The 22,347-nt window shown below is 49.2% G+C and carries 19 protein-coding genes and 2 pseudogenes; 9 read left to right on the top strand and 12 right to left on the bottom strand.

The window, feature by feature from the left end; all coding sequences use genetic code 11:
* Positions 1-57 precede the first annotated feature (57 nt).
* The 4 genes from P2G88_RS05450 to P2G88_RS05435 all read left to right on the top strand — a co-directional run bounded on the left by P2G88_RS05450 (position 58) and on the right by P2G88_RS05435 (position 3,211).
* Positions 58-741 (top strand): flagellar brake protein, encoded by a 684-nt coding sequence (locus P2G88_RS05450; protein ID WP_275794723.1) that lies wholly within the window; start codon positions 58-60, stop codon positions 739-741.
* A 10-nt stretch (positions 742-751) separates the two neighbouring features.
* Complete coding sequence (locus tag P2G88_RS05445; protein ID WP_275794722.1) at positions 752-1,213, top strand: Mpo1-like protein; 462 nt, start codon at positions 752-754, stop codon at positions 1,211-1,213.
* Positions 1,214-1,323: 110 nt separating this feature from the next.
* Complete coding sequence (locus tag P2G88_RS05440; protein ID WP_275794721.1) at positions 1,324-2,409, top strand: histidine kinase; 1,086 nt, start codon at positions 1,324-1,326, stop codon at positions 2,407-2,409.
* Complete coding sequence (locus P2G88_RS05435) at positions 2,393-3,211, top strand: LytTR family DNA-binding domain-containing protein (RefSeq protein ID WP_275794720.1); 819 nt, start codon at positions 2,393-2,395, stop codon at positions 3,209-3,211. Before P2G88_RS05440 ends, P2G88_RS05435 begins: the two co-directional genes overlap by 17 nt.
* Here P2G88_RS05435 and P2G88_RS05430 read toward each other — a convergent pair.
* The 5 genes from P2G88_RS05430 to P2G88_RS05410 form a co-directional block, all read right to left on the bottom strand.
* Positions 3,201-5,348, bottom strand: a complete 2,148-nt coding sequence (locus P2G88_RS05430) for an ATP-binding protein (protein WP_275794719.1) — start codon at positions 5,346-5,348, stop codon at positions 3,201-3,203. The two genes, P2G88_RS05435 and P2G88_RS05430, sit on opposite strands and share 11 nt — an antisense overlap.
* Before the next feature lie 221 nt (positions 5,349-5,569).
* The gene (locus P2G88_RS05425) at positions 5,570-6,634 is read right to left on the bottom strand and encodes an extracellular solute-binding protein (RefSeq protein ID WP_275794718.1); all 1,065 of its coding nucleotides are present in this window, start codon (positions 6,632-6,634) and stop codon (positions 5,570-5,572) included.
* An 85-nt stretch (positions 6,635-6,719) separates the two neighbouring features.
* On the bottom strand, positions 6,720-8,213 hold the full coding sequence (locus P2G88_RS05420) for a methyl-accepting chemotaxis protein (protein ID WP_275794717.1): 1,494 nt from the start codon (positions 8,211-8,213) through the stop codon (positions 6,720-6,722).
* A 95-nt stretch (positions 8,214-8,308) separates the two neighbouring features.
* Positions 8,309-9,037 (bottom strand): transporter substrate-binding domain-containing protein, encoded by a 729-nt coding sequence (locus tag P2G88_RS05415; RefSeq protein ID WP_275794716.1) that lies wholly within the window; start codon positions 9,035-9,037, stop codon positions 8,309-8,311.
* A 12-nt stretch (positions 9,038-9,049) separates the two neighbouring features.
* Positions 9,050-9,727 (bottom strand): TorF family putative porin, encoded by a 678-nt coding sequence (locus P2G88_RS05410; RefSeq protein ID WP_275794715.1) that lies wholly within the window; start codon positions 9,725-9,727, stop codon positions 9,050-9,052.
* Between the two features lie 306 nt (positions 9,728-10,033).
* Between P2G88_RS05410 and P2G88_RS05405 the strand changes: the two genes are divergently transcribed.
* Together P2G88_RS05405 and P2G88_RS05400 are read left to right on the top strand one after the other, a co-directional pair.
* Entirely contained in the window at positions 10,034-13,144 is a 3,111-nt protein-coding gene (locus P2G88_RS05405) for an efflux RND transporter permease subunit (protein ID WP_275794714.1), read from the top strand.
* Positions 13,145-13,165: 21 nt separating this feature from the next.
* Positions 13,166-14,236 (top strand): efflux RND transporter periplasmic adaptor subunit, encoded by a 1,071-nt coding sequence (locus P2G88_RS05400; RefSeq protein ID WP_275794713.1) that lies wholly within the window; start codon positions 13,166-13,168, stop codon positions 14,234-14,236.
* Here P2G88_RS05400 and P2G88_RS05395 read toward each other — a convergent pair.
* Entirely contained in the window at positions 14,220-15,221 is a 1,002-nt protein-coding gene (locus tag P2G88_RS05395; RefSeq protein WP_275794711.1) for an ATP-dependent 6-phosphofructokinase, read from the bottom strand. The genes P2G88_RS05400 and P2G88_RS05395 overlap by 17 nt on opposite strands.
* Positions 15,222-15,316: 95 nt before the next feature.
* Between P2G88_RS05395 and P2G88_RS05390 the strand changes: the two genes are divergently transcribed.
* Positions 15,317-16,162 (top strand): DUF6279 family lipoprotein, encoded by an 846-nt coding sequence (locus P2G88_RS05390; RefSeq protein WP_275794710.1) that lies wholly within the window; start codon positions 15,317-15,319, stop codon positions 16,160-16,162.
* Positions 16,163-16,167: 5 nt separating this feature from the next.
* The gene (gene lhgO / locus P2G88_RS05385; RefSeq protein WP_275794709.1) at positions 16,168-17,361 is read left to right on the top strand and encodes an L-2-hydroxyglutarate oxidase; all 1,194 of its coding nucleotides are present in this window, start codon (positions 16,168-16,170) and stop codon (positions 17,359-17,361) included.
* Positions 17,362-17,396: 35 nt separating this feature from the next.
* Here lhgO and P2G88_RS05380 read toward each other — a convergent pair whose 3' ends face one another.
* Together P2G88_RS05380 and P2G88_RS05375 are read right to left on the bottom strand one after the other, a co-directional pair.
* Positions 17,397-17,681, bottom strand: coding sequence for a hypothetical protein (locus P2G88_RS05380; RefSeq protein ID WP_275794708.1), 285 nt, complete (start codon positions 17,679-17,681; stop codon positions 17,397-17,399).
* Complete coding sequence (locus tag P2G88_RS05375) at positions 17,678-19,330, bottom strand: tetratricopeptide repeat-containing response regulator (protein WP_275794706.1); 1,653 nt, start codon at positions 19,328-19,330, stop codon at positions 17,678-17,680. The genes P2G88_RS05380 and P2G88_RS05375 overlap by 4 nt, the downstream gene beginning before the upstream one ends.
* Positions 19,331-19,531: 201 nt before the next feature.
* Between P2G88_RS05375 and P2G88_RS05370 the strand changes: the two genes are divergently transcribed.
* Complete coding sequence (locus P2G88_RS05370; RefSeq protein ID WP_275794704.1) at positions 19,532-19,993, top strand: VC2046/SO_2500 family protein; 462 nt, start codon at positions 19,532-19,534, stop codon at positions 19,991-19,993.
* Between the two features lie 40 nt (positions 19,994-20,033).
* On the opposite strand, the pseudogene P2G88_RS05365 reads toward P2G88_RS05370, so the two are convergent.
* The 4 genes and pseudogenes from P2G88_RS05365 to P2G88_RS05350 form a co-directional block, all read right to left on the bottom strand.
* Positions 20,034-20,099, bottom strand: a pseudogene (locus P2G88_RS05365) (SEC-C metal-binding domain-containing protein); the annotation flags it as partial.
* Positions 20,100-20,138: 39 nt separating this feature from the next.
* A pseudogene (locus P2G88_RS05360) lies at positions 20,139-20,498 on the bottom strand (YchJ family metal-binding protein); the annotation flags it as partial.
* A gap of 25 nt (positions 20,499-20,523) precedes the next feature.
* Positions 20,524-20,910 (bottom strand): hypothetical protein, encoded by a 387-nt coding sequence (locus P2G88_RS05355; RefSeq protein WP_275794703.1) that lies wholly within the window; start codon positions 20,908-20,910, stop codon positions 20,524-20,526.
* 118 nt (positions 20,911-21,028) lie between these two features.
* Entirely contained in the window at positions 21,029-22,345 is a 1,317-nt protein-coding gene (locus tag P2G88_RS05350) for an anti-phage deoxyguanosine triphosphatase (protein ID WP_275794702.1), read from the bottom strand.
* Between the last annotated feature and the right edge of the window lie 2 nt (positions 22,346-22,347).

Here is a 22,347-nt window from a genome sequence, read left to right as displayed (position 1 = left end):
AGAAAAACACAATAATAACAATATTATGATAATACCCGGCGGTTGCAGCAGAACTCTATGGCCATTCTAAAAGAAAAATCCGGCTTATCTAATGACGACTTGCGTAAGCTGCGCTCTATGCATCCTGGTATGACGTTGGACATTCAGGTGAAATCTCCCAGCGCGACCAAACGTGTGCGCACCGAATTTGTGGGTATGGATGGCACCCGTTGTATTATTTTGCGACATCCGGATGAAGGCCGTTGGGGCTCAATGAAGGATGCCATTTACGCTGATAATCAAATTATTGTCCGTTATATTCTCGAAGATGAGACAGGCGAGGTTATCGCGTTTAAGAGCAATATCCTGTTAGTGGCTACGCGGCCCAGTCATCTGCTGTTTATTAGTTTTCCCATCGCTATCCAGAATCAGGGCTTACGCTCAGACAAACGGGTATTTACGCGCACACCGGTCGAATTGTTTGATGTCGCTACCAACAAAACACTGTTTGAAGGGTTGGTGTTGGATATTTCCTCCAGTGGTTGTCGCATAGGTATACGTCGGGATGTGCCCGATGGCGGCAAGCTTGCCGGTAAGACGTTGAAAATGGCGATTAAAGCCAGCAAAGAAAAAAGTTATGAGGTGAAGGGACAGGTCATGAATCAGCGCGCTGATGAGACCTACTTTTATTATGGGATCAAGTTCGAGGCACAGGAAGCCTTGCTTACTGAGCTGCTGTCTGAGATTTTGATCGACGTTTAAGGAGAACAATATGCGACAAATAGAAGCGCTGCTGAACGAATATGGCGAAAGCCATACCAATAAAACCAACATCCTGATCCATAGCGTGGCCGTGCCGGCCATCTACTTTGTCACCATCGGACTAATCTGGTCTATTCCTGTGCCTGACTTTATCGCCTATTTTGGTGCTACCTGGGCGCATGTATTGTTGATCCCTGTACTTATCTACTATTTCCGACTCTCCGGTCCTATCGGGGCAGCCATGACATTACTCTCTATCCTGGTACTGCTTGGTATTAATGTGTTGGTGTTTTTTCAATGGTCGGTGTGGAAGTTTTGTTTGGCGATGTTCGTGGTGATGTGGATATTGCAATTTATCGGGCACCACATCGAGGGAAAGAAGCCGTCTTTTTTCAAGGATCTACAGTTTTTATTGGTTGGGCCCGCATGGTGGTGGGTGCATTGGCTAAAGCGTCTGAACATCTCGTACTAGAACTTCTCTACGGAAATGCGGTCAATGACGTCGCTGCTACGACAAGCAGCGACTAGTTGACCATACATATTAAGTATAATCCTTGCAGAGATTGGCTTTGGGACAACCCCTTGATCCACTGGAAAAAACTCTTCGAAGATAAGGAAAGACAGTTTTGGCTGCTGCACTCTGGTGGCTGGCTGGGTTTTGCCCTGGTGTTTTACTTGGGGTCATTCCTACACGACATGCGCAGCATCTGGCTGTTTGTGATCATACTCAACGCCTATGCCGGATGGTTGTTGACCATACCCCTGCGTTATCTTTTCAGGCGTCTTTGGCGACTTGAACCATGGGCAATGATTCTCGCTGCTCTGGCGAGCTCTTATGTGATGGCCATCTTATGGACGGTGGTAAAAAACCTGAATTATTGGGAGCTTTACAAACATGGCTATCGCCCAGATGAGTGGATTTATTATTTCAGCAACAGCGTCAATTCCTTTTCGGTGATTGTGTGCTGGAGTGGATTGTATTTCGGCATCAAATACTATCGATTGATGGTGCAGGAAAAGCAGAATGCGCTGAATGCCTCAACCATGGCGCATCAGGCCCATCTGCGTATGCTGCGTTATCAGCTTAACCCGCATTTTCTATTCAATACCCTTAATGCTATCTCGACCTTGATTCTGATTAAGGACAACCAAACGGCTAATGCGATGGTCTCCCGCTTGAGTGACTTCTTGCGTTACTCTCTGGATAAGGACCCCATTAAAAAAGTTCCATTAGAGCAGGAACTTCAGGCCATCGATCTGTACTTAGATATTGAGAAAGTACGCTTCGAAGATCGATTGACCGTTACCCAGGATATTGCACCGGATACCCGCGAGGCGTTGGTGCCGAGCCTGATACTGCAGCCTTTGATTGAGAATGCTATCAAGTATGCCATTGCCAAATTGGAGGCGGGCGGAATTATCAGCATCAAAGCCAAAAGCTTCGGCCAGGATCTGTTGTTGGAAGTGGCAGATAACGGGCCTGGGGCTAAAATCATCGACGGGCAATTGAGCCGTAGTAATGGAGTGGGTATTCCCAATATCAAGGAAAGACTCACGTCTTTGTATGGTGATAACTTCTCATTTGTCATTACTGACAATAAACCCTCCGGGGTAAAAGTCAGTATCAGGATCCCATTTCAGGTAGGTCAGGATGCAAGCCAAGATTAAAGCCCTAATCGTAGATGATGAACCGTTAGCCAGGCGTGGGCTGGCGGTTAGATTAACCGACTATCCACATGTTGAACTGCTGGATGAGTGTAAGAATGGCACTGAAGCGGTAGAGAAAATACTTCGCCTCAAGCCCGATTTGGTGTTTCTCGACATTCAGATGCCGGGTCTCAACGGCTTTCAGGTCATTCAGCAATTGCGTGAAAAAATGGCACATATGCCACTGGTGGTATTTGTCACGGCCTATGACACTTATGCCATCAAAGCCTTCGATGTGCATGCTCTGGACTATGTGCTCAAGCCTTTGGATGATAAGCGTCTGAAATCAGCGCTGGATAAGGTGATGAGTACTCTGGAGCTACACGAAGAGGGAAGTCGCAAAGAAAAACTTGCCTCTTTGGTGGCGCAGATGACTGGGGATGATTGTGAAGAGATCTTACGCCGATTGGCCGAAGGCGAACCTATCAATCAATATCCGGATATTCTGGCGATTAAAGATGGCAATGAGGTAACCCGAGTACCTATTACCGATATTCAGTGGATAGATGCAGCTGGAGACTATATGTGTGTGCATGCTGGCGATGCTACCCACATTATGCGCCGCACCATGAAAGAGCTGGAATCGGAGTTGGATCCCAGGCGCTTTGTCAGGGTCCATCGTTCGGCCATTGTCAATATTCAGTTCGTTTCAAAACTGGTAAGCCATATCAGTGGTGAATACCATCTTGTGCTCGAAAATGGGGAAGAGCTAAAGGTCAGCCGTAGTCATCGGGACAGAGTCAAGGCGATGATCAATTTGTAGTGCTCTGGGGTTGGGCCACCTCTTCCTGAAGCGGGATGATGATAATGAATTTGGTGCCAACCCCCAACTGTGACTGGCACTCTATGCTGCCTGACAGCTGTTGAACCACAATGTTGTACACCAGATGCAGGCCCAGACCACTGCTTAGTTGTTCATGTTTGGTGGTAAAGAAAGGGTCGAATACCAACTCTCTGATGTCTTCCGGCATGCCTTTGCCATTGTCTGCCACCAATATACGCAACTGATCTTCGGACTGTTCCACCTTGATTTCAATTTTGCCAGCGTTGTCAGCATCAAAGGCATGGGTCAGCGCATTATCAATAAGGTTGGTCAGAATTTGTGTTAGCGCGCCCGGGTGAGAATAGAGGCTAAGTTTGGGATCACAGGTCAATTCTATTTTGTGGGGCGTATTTTCAAACTTGCTGCGCATGGATAGCAGGATCTTATTAATGTATTCGGCGACATTGAATCGTCTTTTATTCTCGCTGGATTGATCTACCGCCACCTGTTTAAAGCTCGAGATCAGGTTTGATGCCCGGTCCAGATTCAGTTGCAGCATGTCCGCGCATTCGACCATTTTGTCGCAGGCTTCCCCGAATGCCTTTTTGCCGATTTGTCCATCCAAGGCTTTGCTGTAAGTATTGTGCAGTTCATTGGATAGCAGCGAAGCGGCCGTTACACAGATGCCAAGGGGGGTGTTGATTTGGTGTGCAACACCGGCGACCAGCCTGCCTAGGGCGGCATGTTTCTCGTTTTGAATGAGCTGTTGCTGAGTACGCTTTAACCGCTCTAATGAATCGCTCAATAAACGGGTTTTTTGCTCCAACTCGGCCGTTCGAACTTCTACTTTTCGTTCCAGTTCAGCATTTAGCTGGCTGATTTGCTGCTTGGACGCCCGTAATTTTTGATTAGTCTCTTCAACTTGTTGAACATATTCCCTCACCTGCAAATAGACGTCATTCATGGCCTTAACGATGGGGGAGAATTCATTACGGCTATGGTACTCAATGGGTTTAAGTACCACTTTGCTATCTTCGTCCTCATAGCTTACCGATTCCCGAATGGTCTTTAAAACGGCGTCAAAGGGTCTGAACAGCAGGTTCAGCACCACAATCATCAATAAGATAAAGGCCAGAGCAATTTGGGCACCATAGAGTAAGATGAGGTCGGAGATACTTTTTATGTCACTGCGCAAATCGGCTACCGGCACCAGCGAGCCAAACAGAAAACCGTCTTCAGTGAAAAAGTAATAAAGCTCATAGGGAATTTCGCTGACCTGGACATCGCTTTTTTTCTTAATCACGCCTGTCTGCGTGTCTTCAAGAAGTTTATTAATGACAGGGAGTTGATATGCCTGTGTCATTACCCTGGAAGGATCCATTGGGTAACTCAGCACTAAGCCTGAATCTCTGTGCACAAAAAAGGGAAAAGCATTCGTGGTGACTTTAACCGCATCCAGGAAGCGGGTTAATTCATCCAGGGACCAATCTACCGTTGCCATGCCGATGGGTTTGCGGCCACTGTCAAACATCACACTGTCTACTGTCATCATCGGCGACAATGAACCGGCATCGTCTACGTAGGGAGCTGTCCAGAGCAGGGGGCGGAAGCTTTTCTGCCTGGTTCCCCAACCACTATTGACGGCCAGGCGATACCAGTCTTGCTGGTGATAATCGTATTCCTGGCTGCTGAGATCCCAGGAAAACACCATGTCACCCAATTGTCTGAAAACATAGGGGCCGTAGTAGCGAATTTCAGGATCAAATGCATAGGGTTCATACCAAATCCCGCCGCCTAAAGCCTGCTCGAAACTGGCAAAATTGTCTTTAAGCAAGTCTTTCACATGGGCAGTGGCTTGCTCAGTTGACAGATGTTGGTTTTGTCGCAGGGCAAACAAGCGTTCACCGGCAATCGCCAGAGCCGTTGCCTTTTGCTCCATTCGCTGGCGGGCATTTTCAATTTTTACGACACTGGCTTGCAGTACCGATTGGATCTGACTTTGACGTAGGGCGTCCAACTCCTGGACATACAGATAGTGATTGACCAGTTGCAAGGTGGAATAGGCAATGATTTCAAACAGGACAATAAAAACCAAGATCCTGGTTTTGATATTCATTTGCCAGCGGTGCTTTTTCATTTAAAGCGAGCCGCTGTGGGGAACAATAACAACAACTGAAGACGCCTTATGAGCTAGCAATCTGCTCTTGTGATGCTGTCCAGTATCCTTATATTTCAATAGGTTACGCAAGTTTTTTAGCATTCTTTAAGGTTGATAATGCTAACCAGCAGCCACTGCTTTGCCGATCGAAGATAGGGCGGTTGCTGGTCTGTAATGCATTGCGTCAATCCTATTTGTAATCAGTTCCCTCTGGCCTTGTCCCACATTTCCTTGTAAATATTGCGCGTCCTTGAGCTCAGAGGCTGCCAGAACATTTCTTCCACGAAGAACGATTCATCGCCTACGCGGCCTTTCTCGATTTGCTCGGGTGTTAACAGTGCCTTGGTTTCGCCATTCACAATGATAGAGCCATACATCTCCAGAAAGCGTTTTTGAGTGGACTCCTGGATCATAAAGTCCATTAGCAGATAGGCCGCATCGAGTTTTTCACCAGAGAGTTGTTTGGCAATCGCCATGGTATCCAACCACACTGTCTGACCCTCTTTGGGATTTGCCAACGCCCATTTTTGACCACGCTTATTGGCTTCTGCTACACCAAACCAATAGGTGGTCACGTAGCTAAGTTGGGGCATCACATCGGCATCGGCCATCCCACCCCAGAATGAATGGGCATTTTTCACCAGCGGATTGAGTTTTTCCTGCACCTGAGCTTGATTAAATTTGCCACTGTCCACATCGTAAACATCAGTGGGAGAATATCCTAAAACCAGCATGGTGGTATAAAGATTGGCTTCAAACTGGTCTTCCGTCACCGCGTATTTTCCAGCATTAGCCGGGTCCCAAAGTACTTGCCAGGAGTCGGGGGCAGGCACCTTTTCGGTGTTATACGCCAGGCCATAAGAGCCGCCTAGCAATGGAACAGAGTACTTTTTGTCATTTTGACTGTCATAACTGGCAATACGAAGGGAAGCCAGGATTTTTGAATAATTGCCAAGCCGGGCTGTATCGATAGGCTGCAACACCTGCATCAGCTTGGCCTGATTCATCTTGTAATAGTTGTGAGTGGGGGTCACCACATCGGCCTTGTTGGCTCGTAAGTCTTTGAATATCTGTTCTGAGTTAGTAATGTACGGGGTCAGGATATTCAGTTTTACGTCCATGCCTTTGGATTTGGCGTGCGCCTCAAAGTCTTCTTTAAAGGGACTGATATAACCTTCCCACTCAAGAATATTCAAGGTGGTTGCTGCCCAGGCATTTACGCAAAGGGCGGAAAAGCCAAGGGCGATAAATTTCAGCAGTTTCATCATTGTCTCTCCGTAAGGAGGCCACTGTGATGGTCCTTCACCGACACGAGGCCGATATTAAAGAAATACTGCAAACGTCGGTTTTTTAAGCTTTAAACTGCCTTGCCAGGCTGCTCAGTTGCTCAGAGGTCTGGCGCATTTTTTGTGAATGCTCAGTCATTAACTCCAGTTGTTCCATACTGTCATGGCCGGCGGCAACAATACGGTTCACATTTTGGCTCAACTCTTCTGCCACCGTACTTTGCTGCTCTACGGCCGTTGCAATTTGAGTGGCCATCCCGGTAATTTGATTGGTTGACTCCAAAATGCTGTTAATGGAATTGCCCGATGTTTTGGCATTTTCCACCGAATCTTTGCTTTTCGCCTGGCTATCTTGCATAACCTGCACCGCTGATTTGGCACCAGACTGCAGCTTTTCGATGGTTTTTTGGATCTGCGCGGTACTGTCTTGGGTGCGACTGGCTAATGCCCTGACCTCATCGGCTACCACTGCAAAACCGCGACCCTGATCACCGGCGCGTGCTGCCTCGATGGCAGCATTTAAGGCTAACAGGTTGGTCTGTTCGGCGATGCTCCTAATCACATCCAATACGGTCACAATGCCTTCCACATCGGTTTCCAATGAGTTGATGACGGTGGCTGCCTGAGTCAATTGATCAGACAAGCCGCTAATCGACTGGATGGACTGATGGACGATAGTGGAGACCCTTTTGGCATCAGAGCTTACTTGATCGGCTGAATCGGCGGTAAGCTGCACATTCTGGGCAATTTCCTTGGACGCCGAGGACATTTGCGTAATTGCTGCGGCAACCTGATCGGTTTCTACCTGTTGGTTTTGGATATGCCCGCGACCCTTGGCGGTTGCGTCATGTACATCTTGAGAAATTTTGAAGGCATGGCCAACAGAATCCTGAATGGAGAGCACCAGAGTTTGGATTTTCTCAACAAAGGCATTGAAGTATGAGGACAGAATGCCAATTTCATTCTCCTCTTTAATTCTCAGACGCTGGGTCAGGTCGCCTTCACCTCTGGCAATATCTTCAAGCGCATGACTGAGCTCTGACAAGGGGGCTATCACCATCCGGTTAACAAGGATATAGAGTGCAATAACCAGAAGGGCATCCAGCAATATCCCTTTGAAAACAGTGATGAAGGCCAGTCCGTCCAATTCATCTTTTATAGATGTATCGTCTATATGGATAGTCACCTTGCCCAAAGGCGTGGTTTCATCTCCCTCCACGTAAACTAACTTTACATCCAAAGTATCACCGGTGGGCTCTCCTTCAGATTTCACCACTAAATCACCGGCATCGTTGAAAAGCTCTAGATACGCTACGTCATCTGATTTGGCTTCGGCATTAAGAATACGCAGCATTTGCGTTTCTTCGAAATTCCACATGGCGGTAGGCAGACTCAACTGCAGACGGTTTGACATCAAAGAAAGCCGCACGTCTTTGCGATGTTCAAGTCTGTCTTTTTGGCTTGTGTAATCGTAGATGCCGAACAGCACCACCAGTACGGTGACAATCAGCAAAGCGGCAAGAATAAGCTTGAAGGAGATGGATTTGGTCAGTTTCATCTTTTACCCACATTTAATCAGGGAGTTTGCCAGCCACAGGAAGGGTGTAAGCCTCCCTGTGGTATATCGGGTATATAGCCCAATATTGGCGGCTTCTATTTCAGATACTCAGCCATGATCGCCGAGACATCTATCTTGCTCAGTCCCTGATTAAATATATCCAACCACTTCTTGCCGTCCTCGGTGTTCTTGAAAGCTACATGTAGGTCCTTGTTGACCAGCAATTTAACGTTCATTTGCACCTTTCCTTTGGCATCGGCCAGGCTCTTGTCATTATCAAGAAGATACTGCAGTACGTTGGCATCAATTACCGCCGCATCGATGCGTTTGGCTGCCACTTTTTGTACATTCTTATCGTCACTAACCACCGCTTGGGCTTTGATGGTGCCAGCGGCAATCAAGGCATCCAACTCTTCGGTATTAACGTAATCCTGAACAACACCAAGCTTATAGTTGGCAAGGTCGGCGGTGGTATTCCAGGTTATCGGTTTATCAGCGCTTTCTACCAATCCTAGGGGACCTTGTCCCATTGGAGTGGAAAACGAAAATTCTTCCGATTCATAAGAATATTCCGGGAAATAGCCCATATATTTGGAGCCTGGATCAGAAGCGAGTTTCATGGCCCTGCTCCAGGGGTAAAACTCCACAACCAACTCATGGCCCATGGCTTTGAAGGCTGCCTTTGCCACAGCCACCGACGCACCTTGTTCCTTAAGATCTTTGTCGGAGTAGGGCGGCCAGCTTAAGGATGTCAAATAGACGGTGTCGGCACTGGCCACTGAAACAATGAATGTAAATAGAAATCCGCATAGGGTGCGTAACATAAAACCTCCCGATTAGAAGCTAAAGGTGCGTCCCAGCGTAAATAACAGGGTTGTATCACCGGCATCATCCAAATCGGTTCCATGTACACCTACTCCAATATCAAAGCCTGCATAGGTGAAATTCGCCATGGCTTGCCAATGGATATAGGAATCATCGCCCTCCCAGTTGTACTCATCTTCATCCAGGCTGGTTGACTTGTCGATGCCCAGTAAGATTGAGAGGTCATCGTTTACCGGAATTGTCTGATTCAGCATAACGATGTAGTGACCCGCGCCGGTGCCAAAGTAGTCCCAGGCATACCAGAAATTCACGGCAGTGTTGCCGAATCCCCATTTCATGTAAGCCTCAGTGTAATCACCCTCATCACTGTAACTGGCGCCATGGTAAGTATAGTGAGCGGCGCCCACATCCAGATTTACCCAGTCATTAATGTCCTGGTAGTAGCCGGCGTAGAGGTCCACTTCCAGATTTGTATCATCGCCAAAGTCCACGTTGGACGCCCAAGAACCTACATAGAAACCAGACTCACCCGCCCAATCGATGCTGCCTTGTAGTGCTGGATCTTCAAGGGTTTGACTGACACCGTTGAACAGATAGTCACTGACACCAGTGACAGTCACTGACCATTCTGCACTTGCCGGCAAACAGACAGTCAGGGGGATTATTGCAGCCAGTAGCCTAGTACGCATGAGTGTTACCTCTATTGTTGGAGTGATAGTTGCTGTTTTCGGGTTAAGTATAGTGCAAACAAATAGTTAGCAAGTTTTTACAGAAAAAAAATTAGCCAGTAAAACCCGAGTGAACTGCTCGGATAAATCCGATCAAGAAGAGCAGGAATGCGAGTGGTTAACAAAGACATACTTTGTAACATCCCTCACCATGTCGGTAGCTGGTCGTAAGGGGCAGGGCATTGACGGATTTCAACTTTTTAAGTCGTGGCGGCGACTTATAGTTGCTATATCAATTTGCCAACTCCTGCTTTTGGGACACTTTTTATGGATATCACCCAGTCAGCCCTAAAAAATGCATCCGGCGTCGCTATCGTTGTCAGTATCGTTTTGGTACTGGGACTGATCAGCCTGTTTCAATTACCGGTACAGCTCTTTCCGGATATTGAACGGCCGCAAATCAGTATTCAAACCTTCTGGCGTGCAGCCTCTCCGGCAGAAATTGAGTCAGAGATCCTCGAGCCTCAGGAAGAGGTGTTGCAGGGACTGCCAGGGATGCGCTCTATGAGCAGCTGGGCAAACCAAGGCAATGCCTGGATAAATCTGGAATTTGGCCTCGAAACGGATATGCAAAAGACCCTGATCGAAGTGATCAGCCGCATGAATCGTATCCCCCCTCTGCCGCGAGATGCCTTATCTCCAAATATTATGCTGGGTGGCTGGGGAGGTGGTGTACCTGCCTTAACCTACTTCTTCTTGCAGCGCCTGCCGGGGAATGAAAATGAGGTCAGCGAATATGCCACTTTTTTTGAAGATGTAGTAAGGCCTCAGCTTGAGTCGATTCCGGGAGTATCCAGGGTCGAGATGCAAGGTGGGCTAGGGGCAGCAGAAGAGTTTCAAATCTTATTTGACCCCTATCGTGCCGCCGAACTGGGTGTGGATCTGACCAATATCGCTGCACTTCTGGGCGCCAGCAATGATGTGTCCGGCGGCTTTGTCGATGTGGGCAGACGGCAATACACCCTGAGATTCAAGGGCAAGTACGCCCCCAAACAGATGGATGAGATGATCCTGGCATGGCGTGACGGTAATCCGGTGCGTTTAGGGGATATTGCCCAGGTGAAAATCCAGCGCGGCGATGCCGCCGATATTGCTATTCAAAATGGCAATCAGGCTGTCTCTGTGCGTATTGACAGGGAAAGCAGCGCCAACGTGTTATCTACCCTCGAGTTGGTTAAAGACAAGGTCGATGAACTCAATGCCACGGTACTCGCTCCTGAAAAATTGACCATGGTGCAGTCATTCGATGCCTCGGTGTTTATTTACCGTGCCATCAATTTGGTTACCGGCAATCTGCTGATGGGCATTTTGCTGGCGGTTGGCGTGCTATGGTGGTTTATGCGACAGGCGCGTGCCACCTTTATTGTAGCGCTATCCATTCCAGTTAGTTTGCTAAGCACCTTTGTGGTATTGCAACTTACAGGTCGCTCGCTGAATGTTATTTCACTTGCCGGTCTGGCTTTTGCCGTAGGGATGGTGCTGGACGCGGCGATTGTGGTGCTGGAGAACATTGTTCGTCATCGGCAGTCACATTCTGATCCGATAAAGGCGGCGCAGCTTGCTACCAACCAAGTATTTGGCGCCCTTTTAGCGTCCACAGCGACCACCGTTGCCATTTTTATTCCGGTGATCTTTATCCGCGATGTGGAAGGGCAGTTGTTTGCTGATTTGGCCCTGACCATTGCGATTGCAGTGTCTATCTCCTTGTTGGTGGCGATCTCCATTTTGCCGGTGGCTGCCAGTCGGTGGTTGAAAAAGGATATTCCTGAGGATCGTCTGGTTAAGCATTGGCACAAGATTGCGAATGGGGTAATGGCGTTAAGTGCCACACAAAAGCGGCGTATAAGTGTATGTCTGACGCTGATGGCCTTGCCATTGCTGGTCACGTTTTTGTTGGCCCCCAAATTGGATTATCTGCCCCCGGTAAAACGTGATGCTGTAGACGCCTTCTTTAATTTCCCTGCCGGTGCCAGCAGCAGCTTCATCAAAGAAGAAGTCGTGGATTTAGTGGTCGAGCGCATGCAGCCCTATATGGCCGGCGAGAAGGAACCGGCGCTGAAAAACTACTACATCCTGACCTGGCCAAATGGCGGCACCATTGGTGCAAGGGCCAAAGATCAGTCCAAAGTCAAAGAGCTGGAAACATTGATGCGCGAGGAGATCTTAAAGGATCTGCCTGACACCGGTACCTTCGCCATGCAGGGGAATTTGTTCGGAGGCTTTGGTAACGGACGCAGCATCGATATGCATTTGCAGGCGACCGATCAAGATGCCTTGCGCGCGGCGGCCCGCGAAGCCATGGACAAAATGCAGCAAGCTTTCCCTGGGGCCAATATCCAGGAGCGTCCCAATCTTAATCAAGCGGAGCCTGAGCTTAGCCTGTCTCCACGTGATGCGCGCATTGTCGAGGTCGGCTTCGACAGACCGAGGGTGGCTAATTTGGTCAGAGCCATGGGAGATGGCATGTATGTGGGTGAATATTTTGACGGCATTAAACGCATGAATATCATCTTTCGTGCGGATCAATGGCAGCACCCTGAGCAGCTCTCGGCAACGCCGATCATGACCCCAAGTGGGGAAGTGGTGCAGTTGGGCGAATTGGTGGATATCGAACGCACTGTTGGTCCCAGCCAGATTCAGCGACTGGACAGACGCCGCACGCAGACATTGTCACTGAATCCGCCTGAGGATATGTCCCTGGAAGAAGCCATGATCAAAGTGCGCAATGAGGTAGAGCCTTATGCCAAAGCGTTGCTCCCCCCCGATGGAGCCATCAACTACGGGGGCAGTGCCAACAGCCTGGATAAAGCCATTATCACCATGAGCCAAAACTTCCTGTTTGCCATGGCGCTGTTGTTTATTTTGATGGCGGGTCTGTTTAAGTCTCTGCGTGATAGTTTGATGGTGGTGCTGAGTATTCCTCTGGCAACAGTCGGGGGCGTGCTGGCGTTAAGACTGCTGAATTTGTTCACCTTCCAGCCCATGGACCTGCTGACCATGATTGGTTTCATCATCTTGCTGGGATTGGTCGTCAACAATGCCATATTGTTGGTACACCAGACCCGTCAGGGTGAGAGTCAGGGGTTATCGCGTGCAGACGCTGTGCATCAGGCTTTGCTGCTCAGGCTACGCCCCATCTTTATGAGCACCCTGACATCCATCTTGGGCATGTTGCCCCTACTGCTCCTGCCCGGCGCCGGTAGCGTTATCTATCGCGGCATGGCGGCTGTGATCGTCGGAGGTATGAGCATCAGCACGTTATTCACCCTGGTGTTACTGCCCACCCTATTACAACTGAATTTTGCGCTACCTAAGGTGCAGGCTGCTGGTCCAATAGGCACCCTGGCCAAACAGCGCCATCGTGATGACAAGATTTAAAATGCGACAAGGAGACTGTTTATGAAATCTCTCAAACCCCTAATGCTATCAGCAGTGGTGCTATCAGGATCTGTGATGGCGCAGGAGCCACCAAAGCCTCCACCGGCCTTGGTGGTAGTGGATAGCATTCGTCAGGAGGCGGTATTTGAGCAGCTGTGGGTACCAGGAACGGTGATTAGCCGCTCTGACGCTCAAATTGCTGCAGAAGTCGCAGGGCGCATTCTGCGTCTGGCAGAAGTGGGCGATGTGGTGGAAGCCGGCGATGTGCTGGTGCAACTGGATGATGAAATGCTGAGGATGCAGGCTTTGCAGCATGAGGCAAACATTGCCAAGTGGTCTGCCCGGGTGGAGTTGGCACAGCGTAAGCAACATCGGTTTCAAACCATGGCGGCAAAAAATGCGGCCTCTAAAGACCAACTGGATGAAATCTTATCTGAGCTGGAAATCGCCCGTCAGGAGCTTACTCAGGCGCAAATAAGCAAACGTCAAACCGAATATCAATTGGCGCAAACACAGGTTAAAGCACCGTTTCGTGCAGTGGTGGCGCAGCGTCTGAAAACCCCTGGTGAATACACCTCAGTAGGGCAATTGTTGCTGCGAGTTGTGGACACCGACAATGTGGAAGCCAGCGTTAAGGCGCCACTTAGCGTCAGTCCTTATTTGCAGATGGGGATGCCGGTAGAGATCAGCGCTAATGGCAAACAGGTGCATGAGGAAATCCGTACCATTGTGCCTGTCGGCAATGGGGCGTCGAGAATGATGGAAGTGCGGGTAGCACTAACCCCAGGAGACTTTGCTATTGGTAGCGCCGTGCGCGTGGCCCTGCCCAAAAGTGCCTTACATGATGCCCTGACGGTACCAAGGGATGCGTTGGTACTCAGACAGGATGGAACCTTTGTTTACACCGTGGGCGAGCAAAACCTGGCTATGCAGGTGCGGGTAAGTACCGGCGTTGGCATGGGTGACAGGATAGAAGTGCAGGGCGATCTTGCCTCGCATAATCTGGTCGTGGTCAGAGGGGCTGAGCGGCTTCGCGAAGGGCAGGAAGTGCGCTTTGAAGCCGCTACCGAAGTGGCTAAGCTGGAGGATTAAACAGGTCGAACATTTGCGTTTGGATCCTGACCAGATAAGGATCCAGCGCTTTGGGCTTGCCCCAACATTGTTCAAAGGGCACTTCCACCACGTTATGATTCTGTTCACCGATCATCACACCGGTTTTACCGGCGAGGATAGCCTCTACGGCATAGGCGCCAAGTTTGGATGCCAACATGCGATCAAGGCTGACCGGTGAGCCGCCACGCTGGACATGGCCGAGGATAACGGGGCGACATTCGATGCCGGTAGTGGCATGCAGCTTGTTGGCCAGGTCGGTGGCGCCACCCGGCCACAGGTTTTCGGTGATGACCATGATGTAGCTGCATTTGCCACGCACCTCTTGCGCCTTCTGAATATGGGCGGCAAGTTGATGCAGATCCGGTGGCGATTGCTGGTAGAGCTCGGGCAAAAGTACTTGCTCGGCGCCGCTGCACACCGCCGCCGATAAGCCGATAAAGCCGGCATGACGGCCCATCACTTCTATCAGGAAAATGCGCTCGAAAGCATCAGCAGTGTCACGGACTTTATCAATACTTTCAAGGGCCGTATCGATGGCGGTGTAGTAGCCAATGGTGGCGTCGGTACCGCAAATGTCATTGTCGATGGTGCCGGGTAAACCGATGATTTGGCCGTCCCAGTATTTGGCCAGGTGCAATGCGCCGCGAAAGGAGCCGTCACCGCCATTGACGATCAGGGCATCAATATTCAGCGCGCTAAGATTTTGTGCGGCTTGCTTGGCGCCTTCGGCGGTCTTAAAGGCCTCACAACGGGCGCTTTTGAGGATAGTGCCGCCGCGCTGGATGATATTGTTGACATCTTCCGGACCCAGGGGAACAAACTCCTGTTCCAGCAGTCCGTTATATCCATGTCGGTAGCCAATGATCTCAAGACCGAAATGGTGAGCGGCTAGAACCGATGCCCGAATGGCGGCATTCATGCCAGGAGCATCGCCGCCCGAAGTTAAAATTGCTATACGCCGCATAATCCTTTTTCTCAGCAATGAGGTAATGTTTAGCATAACGAGCATTACTGGGATGGGCCAGAGGGCAGTGACGGAAATTGTGTTTGGAGAATGGAATGAAAACTGTTGTTAGAGCTTTTTGGGTCAGCGCACTGTTGTTAATGACCAGTGCCTGCTCTTCGACCTTTGTTTACAACAATCTGGATTGGTTGGTGCACTGGTATCTGGATGACTATGTGGACTTGGATCGTACCCAGAAGGAGCATTTTGATATCAATTTGGAGAAATGGTTGGCCTGGCACCGCTCGGAAGAACTGGCTCGTTACCATGCCCATTTGGAATCTCTTAAAAATGCATTGCAAGCAGGTTCCATGGATGAAACACAGTGGCTCGAGCAGTTTGAACTGGCGCGTGATCATTGGGAACGGCTGTTGCGCAAACTGGGCCCGGATTTGGCGGTGTTGATTACTGAGCTAGACGACAAGCAAGTTGAGGAGATGTTTGAGGAATTGGAGGAGGAAAATCGCAAAGAAGAGAAAAAGTGGCAAAAGCGAGTTGAACAAGAGCGCCTGCAGCGTCGTATCGACAACCTGGAAGAGGATGTCAGTCGCTGGATTGGACGCTTAACTGATCAGCAAAAAGCGCTGATTGCCGAATTTTCGCCTCAGTTTCACGAGAATTTTCCGCTTTGGATGGAGTACCGTCGTACCTGGCAATCCCAGGTAAAAGCCTTGCTGGTGGCAGACAGCGACTTGGCCTCCAGGCAAGCTTCATTGGAAGCATTGTTAACCGAGCCACGCCAGGTTCGCACCGAGAACTACCAGCAAAAATCCCGGCAAAATGGCGAACTGTATGCGCGGTTAATTGCAAGTTTGCAGAAGTCGCTCTCCGATAAACAGCGTAAAAAGCTCATCGATGAACTGCAATCCTTACAAGATGATCTTGAAGATCTGATGGAGTAGGCGCGATGCAGCGCCCCTATCAACTCGTCATTGTTGGTGCCGGCATCCTCGGTGCCGCGACCGCAAGAGAATATTTGCAACGCCATCCCGGACACCGGGTATTAGTGATTGAAAAGGAGGGCGAGCCGGCCAGTCATCAGACTGGGCGTAACTCGGGCGTCATTCACGCTGGTGTGTATTACCCGCCAGGAAGTCTCAAGGCCAGGTATTGCAAAGAGGGACTTGAACAAACGATAGCCTTTTGCCAGGACCATAACATTCCCTATCTTCAATGTGGAAAGCTGATCGTTGCAACCAATCCACTGGAAGAAGAGCGACTAGGCGCGCTTTTTGGCCGCTGTCAGGAAAATGGCCTTGATCCGCAATATTTGCACGCCACGGCCTTAAAAACAGCAGAGCCCAATATAGAGGGCAGGGCCGCCATTTTGGTCCGGCAGACCGGTATCGTCGATTATGCGCGTATTACACGCACCATGCTTGGACAGGCACAGTCAATGGGCGCCGAAGTGCAATATAAGGCCAGGGTAATGGCATTGAATGAGACAGAACATGAGATGCGGATTGACACCCCTCATGGCTCGTACCGTGCTGAGCGATTGGTCAACTGCGCGGGGTTGATGGCAGATCGCTTGATTCGACTGCAGGGCATTGCCACCGATTTCCAAATTGTGCCTTTTCGGGGCGAGTATTACCGTTTACCCAGTCGATTCAATCAGATCGTTAATCATCTGATATACCCGGTTCCTGATCCCGCGTTACCTTTTTTGGGTGTGCATCTCACCCCCATTATTGATGGCTCTGTGACGGTGGGGCCTAATGCGGTGCTGGCCCTCGCCAGAGAAGGCTACGACTGGTCAAGTATCAACCCTGCCGACTTGCTTGAGCTATGCAGTTTCAGTGGATTTTGGTCGCTGCTTTGGCGCTATCGGCAAAGTGGTACCTTGGAGTTGGGAAACTCATTGTTTAAATCCCGCTATTTGGCACAGGTGAGAAAATACTGTCCACAAATAGGCATTGATGATTTGCTGCCACATCGCAGTGGGGTACGCGCGCAGGCGGTGACGGCCAGTGGAGAGTTGATGCATGACTTTGCCTTTGTACAGACAGCAAGAAGTCTGCATTTGGGCAATGCTCCCTCTCCCGCAGCAACCAGCGCCATACCTATCGCCAGAGCGATCGTCGATAAGCTTGATGGCTAAGATCAACAGGTTTGCTTTAGCTTAATGGCGATGGTTTATGGCTGCTTTTGGCGCTCGCCAATGGCCTTTTCATCACCTTTACAGATCGTATCGTATTGGTCGCGGTAATAGCGAATATCCAGACAGGCCTCTTCATAGCGCTTCTTCGCGGTTAATGCCTGTTGTGGATAGCGGCTGTCCATCATCACCTTGCGCCACTCGTTACATTGCTGCTCTTGCTGTTTTACTTCAAGAACCCGTTCACAAGGCTTATTGTTTGCAGCGCATCCGTTTAGGACCAGACTCAGTACAATGAGGGATAAGGGCATTAAGGATTTCATCTACGCTCCAATACTTGCTTGATTTTGTCCTTCATGCCGTCCAGCTTGGCCTGATGGTTCTCGGGAAGCCGCATGCCATCAACCATCCTGTATATCTGACGGCAGTTGGATAGCAGGCCAGGTTCACTTTTTTCGTTCTTTTCCAAAAGCTTAAGTAAGCACTGTAATAAGTTCAAGGTAACGCCAGTATTCATTGGAGCTAATTCCAAGGCCTGCTGAAATGCGGCATAGGCGGCTTGATATTTACCCTCTGAATAGGCCTCGATACCCTCTTTATTGAATCGGTTGTAATTCTCACGAACCGCATCGCGCCGAGATTCTGTGGTTTGAATAAGAAACTGCAGATTAGGATCTTTTGCTGCTTCACTTTTTTTAAGTTTGCTCAGTAGTTCTGCGGCATCTTCGAATTCGCCCATGGTACTCATCAAGGTAATGGAATCCGGGGCTAAAGACAGAGGATAGTCTTCAAATTTCTGCTTGATATCATACTGAGCGTCGTTGAGTGAGCGTTTGGCTTCGATCATTTTGCCATCCAGTATATTGATTCTGGCGTTGATGAGTTCTTCAAAGATCCCGTAGTCAAAATCTTCCCGCACCCGGCTTAACAATTCATCATTCTTGTTGCGTTGCAGCATCAGCATGGCTTCCTGTTGATACTTATTGCGCTGCTTCTTATCTTCGGCTCTGTCTGCTGCATCCAAAATGCTACGAATGTAGTTACACAGGTGACTGATACTGCGATGCACCGATTTTTTGCTTTGTTCGAGAATGGCTTGGCAACAGTTCTTCGCCATCTCAAAGTCACCGGCCAGCCTGGCAATCTCACAGCCCAGGTATTGCCTGTTCAAAGAGAAGGGAGCGATATTTAAAGCGGCCTTAATATGTTGCAAGGCTTCATCGTATTGTTCTCTTTTTACATAGCATTGTGCCAATACATCCAGCCCTTCAACGGCATACAAACGTTGTTGTGAAGCCTTTTGTGCCAGTGGAAACGCCTTATCCACCAGATTCAAATGCAAGTAAGTTTTTGCCAGTGCAACGCTGCTCCACGGCAGCGGTTTTTCCTTATGTATGGGCTCGAGAATGTCACGCGCCTCCTGATAATTCTCTACCCGCCACAGCAGGTCGATAAGTAATGAGAGACAATGACGGGTATGGCGGCCATTGGTACTGATATAGTTTTTACAGGCTTGAATACCGCTTTGGTAGTCATCGGCCATGATCTTGTCGTAGATTGGCGCCAACGTTCTTCGCTTCTGATAAGCCTTTAGCAAACGGTTGCTAAGCTGGGCTTGGGAAAAGGGTTTAATCAGGTAGTCGTCTGGCTGTCTCTCAATACTGCCAAGCACCATCGGACGTTCACTGTCCGCAGAGACCATCATGTATACCGTGGTAGACTTAATCAGCTTGCGCACCCTAAGCTCTTCTAATAGCTGATAGCCATTCTTTTTGTCACCGCCAAGATGCAGATCACAGATGATGATATCGAACTTTTCCTGGCGGCAGGCGGCAATAGCAGACTCACCATTTTGAGCGATGACAACCGACAAAGCGCCCAAATTGTTCATCATTCCCCGAAGCAGAATCAAAAAGGGTCGCTGATCATCAATAACGAGTACACGTTTGTTGTGAAAGGAAAGGGAGACCATCTATTGAGAAATATTCAGTTTTTTATCCTAGTGATTGGATTCATCTTGTGTGAAGCCGTCGCTTAAAGCAAGACGTTATGCGATGCCTATTGTTGATTTGCTCTTTTAAAAACCACCACAAAGATATGGCATTAGAACAGCGCTAAAGCATTTTCTTCTTTAAACGATATAAAGAGTGCAGTGCGCTAAGACGGAAAAAGAATGAAGATTTCAGAAGACATTGAGTTAGGCAGTGGCCTTAACCGACTTTGTCAACGCGGTGGGGGCTCAGACTTCTCTTTGGTGCTGGCCATGCTGGCACAAGATTTTCTCTCTCGTCCGCGTTTTGATAAAACATCACTGCCAGAAGCCAGCGAATATGTTCAGGCACTCCCTCATGCACCCAAGGTACCGACCTGCGCCATGCAAGAGGACTGGGAGCATGAAAATCAGGCTTCACGTTACGCCCATCAGCAGGACTTTACTGCACTGCGTCTGTGGCAATGCATGCATCCATCACCACTATCCCAATTTGATAACAAAAAACGCATTCCTGAAGAGGTGATTGCAAACTGTGGTTGGCATGCCCAGCAAAGAATGCTGAAGTCGCAAGAGGTACTTATTGAAACAGATGAAACCGGTCTTTTTGAGGTTATTGAAGCATTGCAACCCAAGGCGGCCTGAAGCCCTCAAATCAACACAGAGCGCTGAGAGCTTAAGAGACTTAGAGACAACACTGCTTAAACTTTTTGCCACTACCACAGGGGCAGGGCTCGTTTCTCCCTGGTTTAATTTGACCGGTATCCGCTAAAATATTGCCACTGTCATACCGCCATTGACCGTTTTCAAGGACAAAAAAGGACTGCTCATGCAGGCGATAAAAGGCATTTTCTGCCCGATAAATTGCGCAGAATGTTACTGTGCCCGTGTCGGAAAAGGCGGGCGCATCTTCCACTGCTAGCCTAAGCCAAATGGTGCCCTTTGCATTCTCATCGATTTCACTGAGGTCAAGATTTTTGGCTGCAGCGCTGCTATAGGTATCGAGCACATACTGATAGTTTTCGGTCACATAAGCACTATAGCGAGAGCGCATCAGTTGCTCTGGACTTACTGGAAGGCTGAGTCCCGTCAAGAAAGGGCTACAGCATTGCTCAAATGGGCGGTCACTGCCGCAAAAACATAGAGACATAATCTGGCTAAGCGAATAAAAGCGCTTACCATGGACCATATACCAGATTGTTGTCCAGCGCTTTGTGCTTCTTCAGATTGATCACTGTCACGCCATGGGTGTGGCAAAGCTGTTCTACGCGCTTGCGACCCACATCATCCAGATTCATATCTTCTACCAAAATGGCGCAGCTGGTGCCGGGTGTCATCAGTCTTTCTAACCAGTTAAGTGTCTGCTCCGCTTTGGGTTTCTGTATGCCGATACTGTTGTTTTCCGGACGGCTGAAGCGCAGTGTGTCGGCCAGCAGATAAACCCATTTGCGGCGGTGCGCGAAGCTTTTCATCAGACTACGCAGCTGCGACTTCTGATAGATAGATAGCTCCATCAGTGCTGGCTGATGAAGGGGAGAAAGTTGTGGGCTAACATGGGCCATACAAAAAACCTTGTTTATTTATACAGTGGTTGGATAAACAGTAGTACTGTATAAATAAACATGCAAGTGTTTTTTTGATTAAAATTTTAGCAATGTTTTGTTGTTGGGGGTGAACACTTCAGTAGCCGCTGGCGGTATGCAATCCACCCGTTTTAGGTAGGAATAATTGCCCATAAAGCCTGGAAGCAAAGTCGTCGGTCATGCCGGCAATATAATCTGCAATAACCCGTTTTCCCTGTCCTTGCTCCTGTGCAATGCACCATCGTCTTTTAGTGTTTTCCGGTAACAAGCGTTCAGGCTCAGCGGCAAAGGCGCCAAACAGAGCAATCACCAGTTGCTGACCTTTATACTCCAGCATCTGTACCTCGGCTTTACTGATGACCTGGTTGTAGACAAAGGCTTTAAACGCCTCTAATGCCTGGTCATAGCCTGACTGCAACTGTGCGTTGTACGCCAGCAAAGACAGTGTAAAAACCGGACTGGTTTCTTGGATCTCAATGGCGGTGATAAAGGCATTCACCAGCGCACCGATAGCATCTTTTCGATCGTAGTGATGGGGGCTGAACAGTTGTGTGGCCAGTTCGCTCATCTGCTTGCTCAGCCAACCCAATTGCAGGGCTTGTATCGGCTTTACCACCCATTGCTCAAAGCTATCCTGGCGAACAATTCCGGTAACAATGGCATCCTCGAGATCATGGATGCTGTAGGCAATATCATCGGCCAGTTCCATTACCGAGCAATCAAAGGACTTATACCGGGTTTTATGATGACGCCCCGGGCGTGCGTCAAATTGACAGAAGGCGTCGCGCTCTTGCCTCGACAATGGAGAGAGCAACCACTCAAATACCGCCAAGTCGTCAGCAAACAGGCCTTTAGGCGGTACCCAGTCTGATACCCTAAGCACAGAGCTCTCAACCAATGCAGGACGGCATTCCAGAGCACTGATAAGGTTTGGATACTTCACCAGGCCCAGCAAGGTTCGCCTGCACAAATTCATGCCGTAACCCTCGGTGTAGGGCTCGAGCTTTGTGACGATACGAAAGGTCTGGCCATTGCCCTCGAAGCCGCCGTCATTGCGCATCATATAATTCAAGGCAATTTCACCGCCATGACCAAAAGGCGGATGGCCGATATCATGGGCCAGGCATAAGGCTTCAATCAGGGTACTGTTCAGTTCAAGCTTGTCTGCCAATGCCGGGTATTTTTGCCCAAGTTGGGCGGCAATTCCCTGACCAATCTGTGAGGCTTCAAGTGAATGGGTCAGGCGGGTACGGTGAAAGTCATTCATGCCTACGCCAAGTACTTGAGTCTTGGCCTGCAAGCGCCGAAATGCAGCCGAATGCAGCACTCTGGCCTTGTCGCGTTGGAAGGGGGAGCGGTGATCACCTTCTCTTTGTGACTGTGCTTGCCGCCTGGCCAACCAATCTGCAGACATGG

This window comes from Aliiglaciecola sp. CAU 1673, assembly GCF_029223185.1.
GTDB lineage: Bacteria > Pseudomonadota > Gammaproteobacteria > Enterobacterales > Alteromonadaceae > Bowmanella.
Note: the sequence above shows the minus strand (reverse complement) of the source record. Positions and strands in the feature narration are given on the sequence as shown.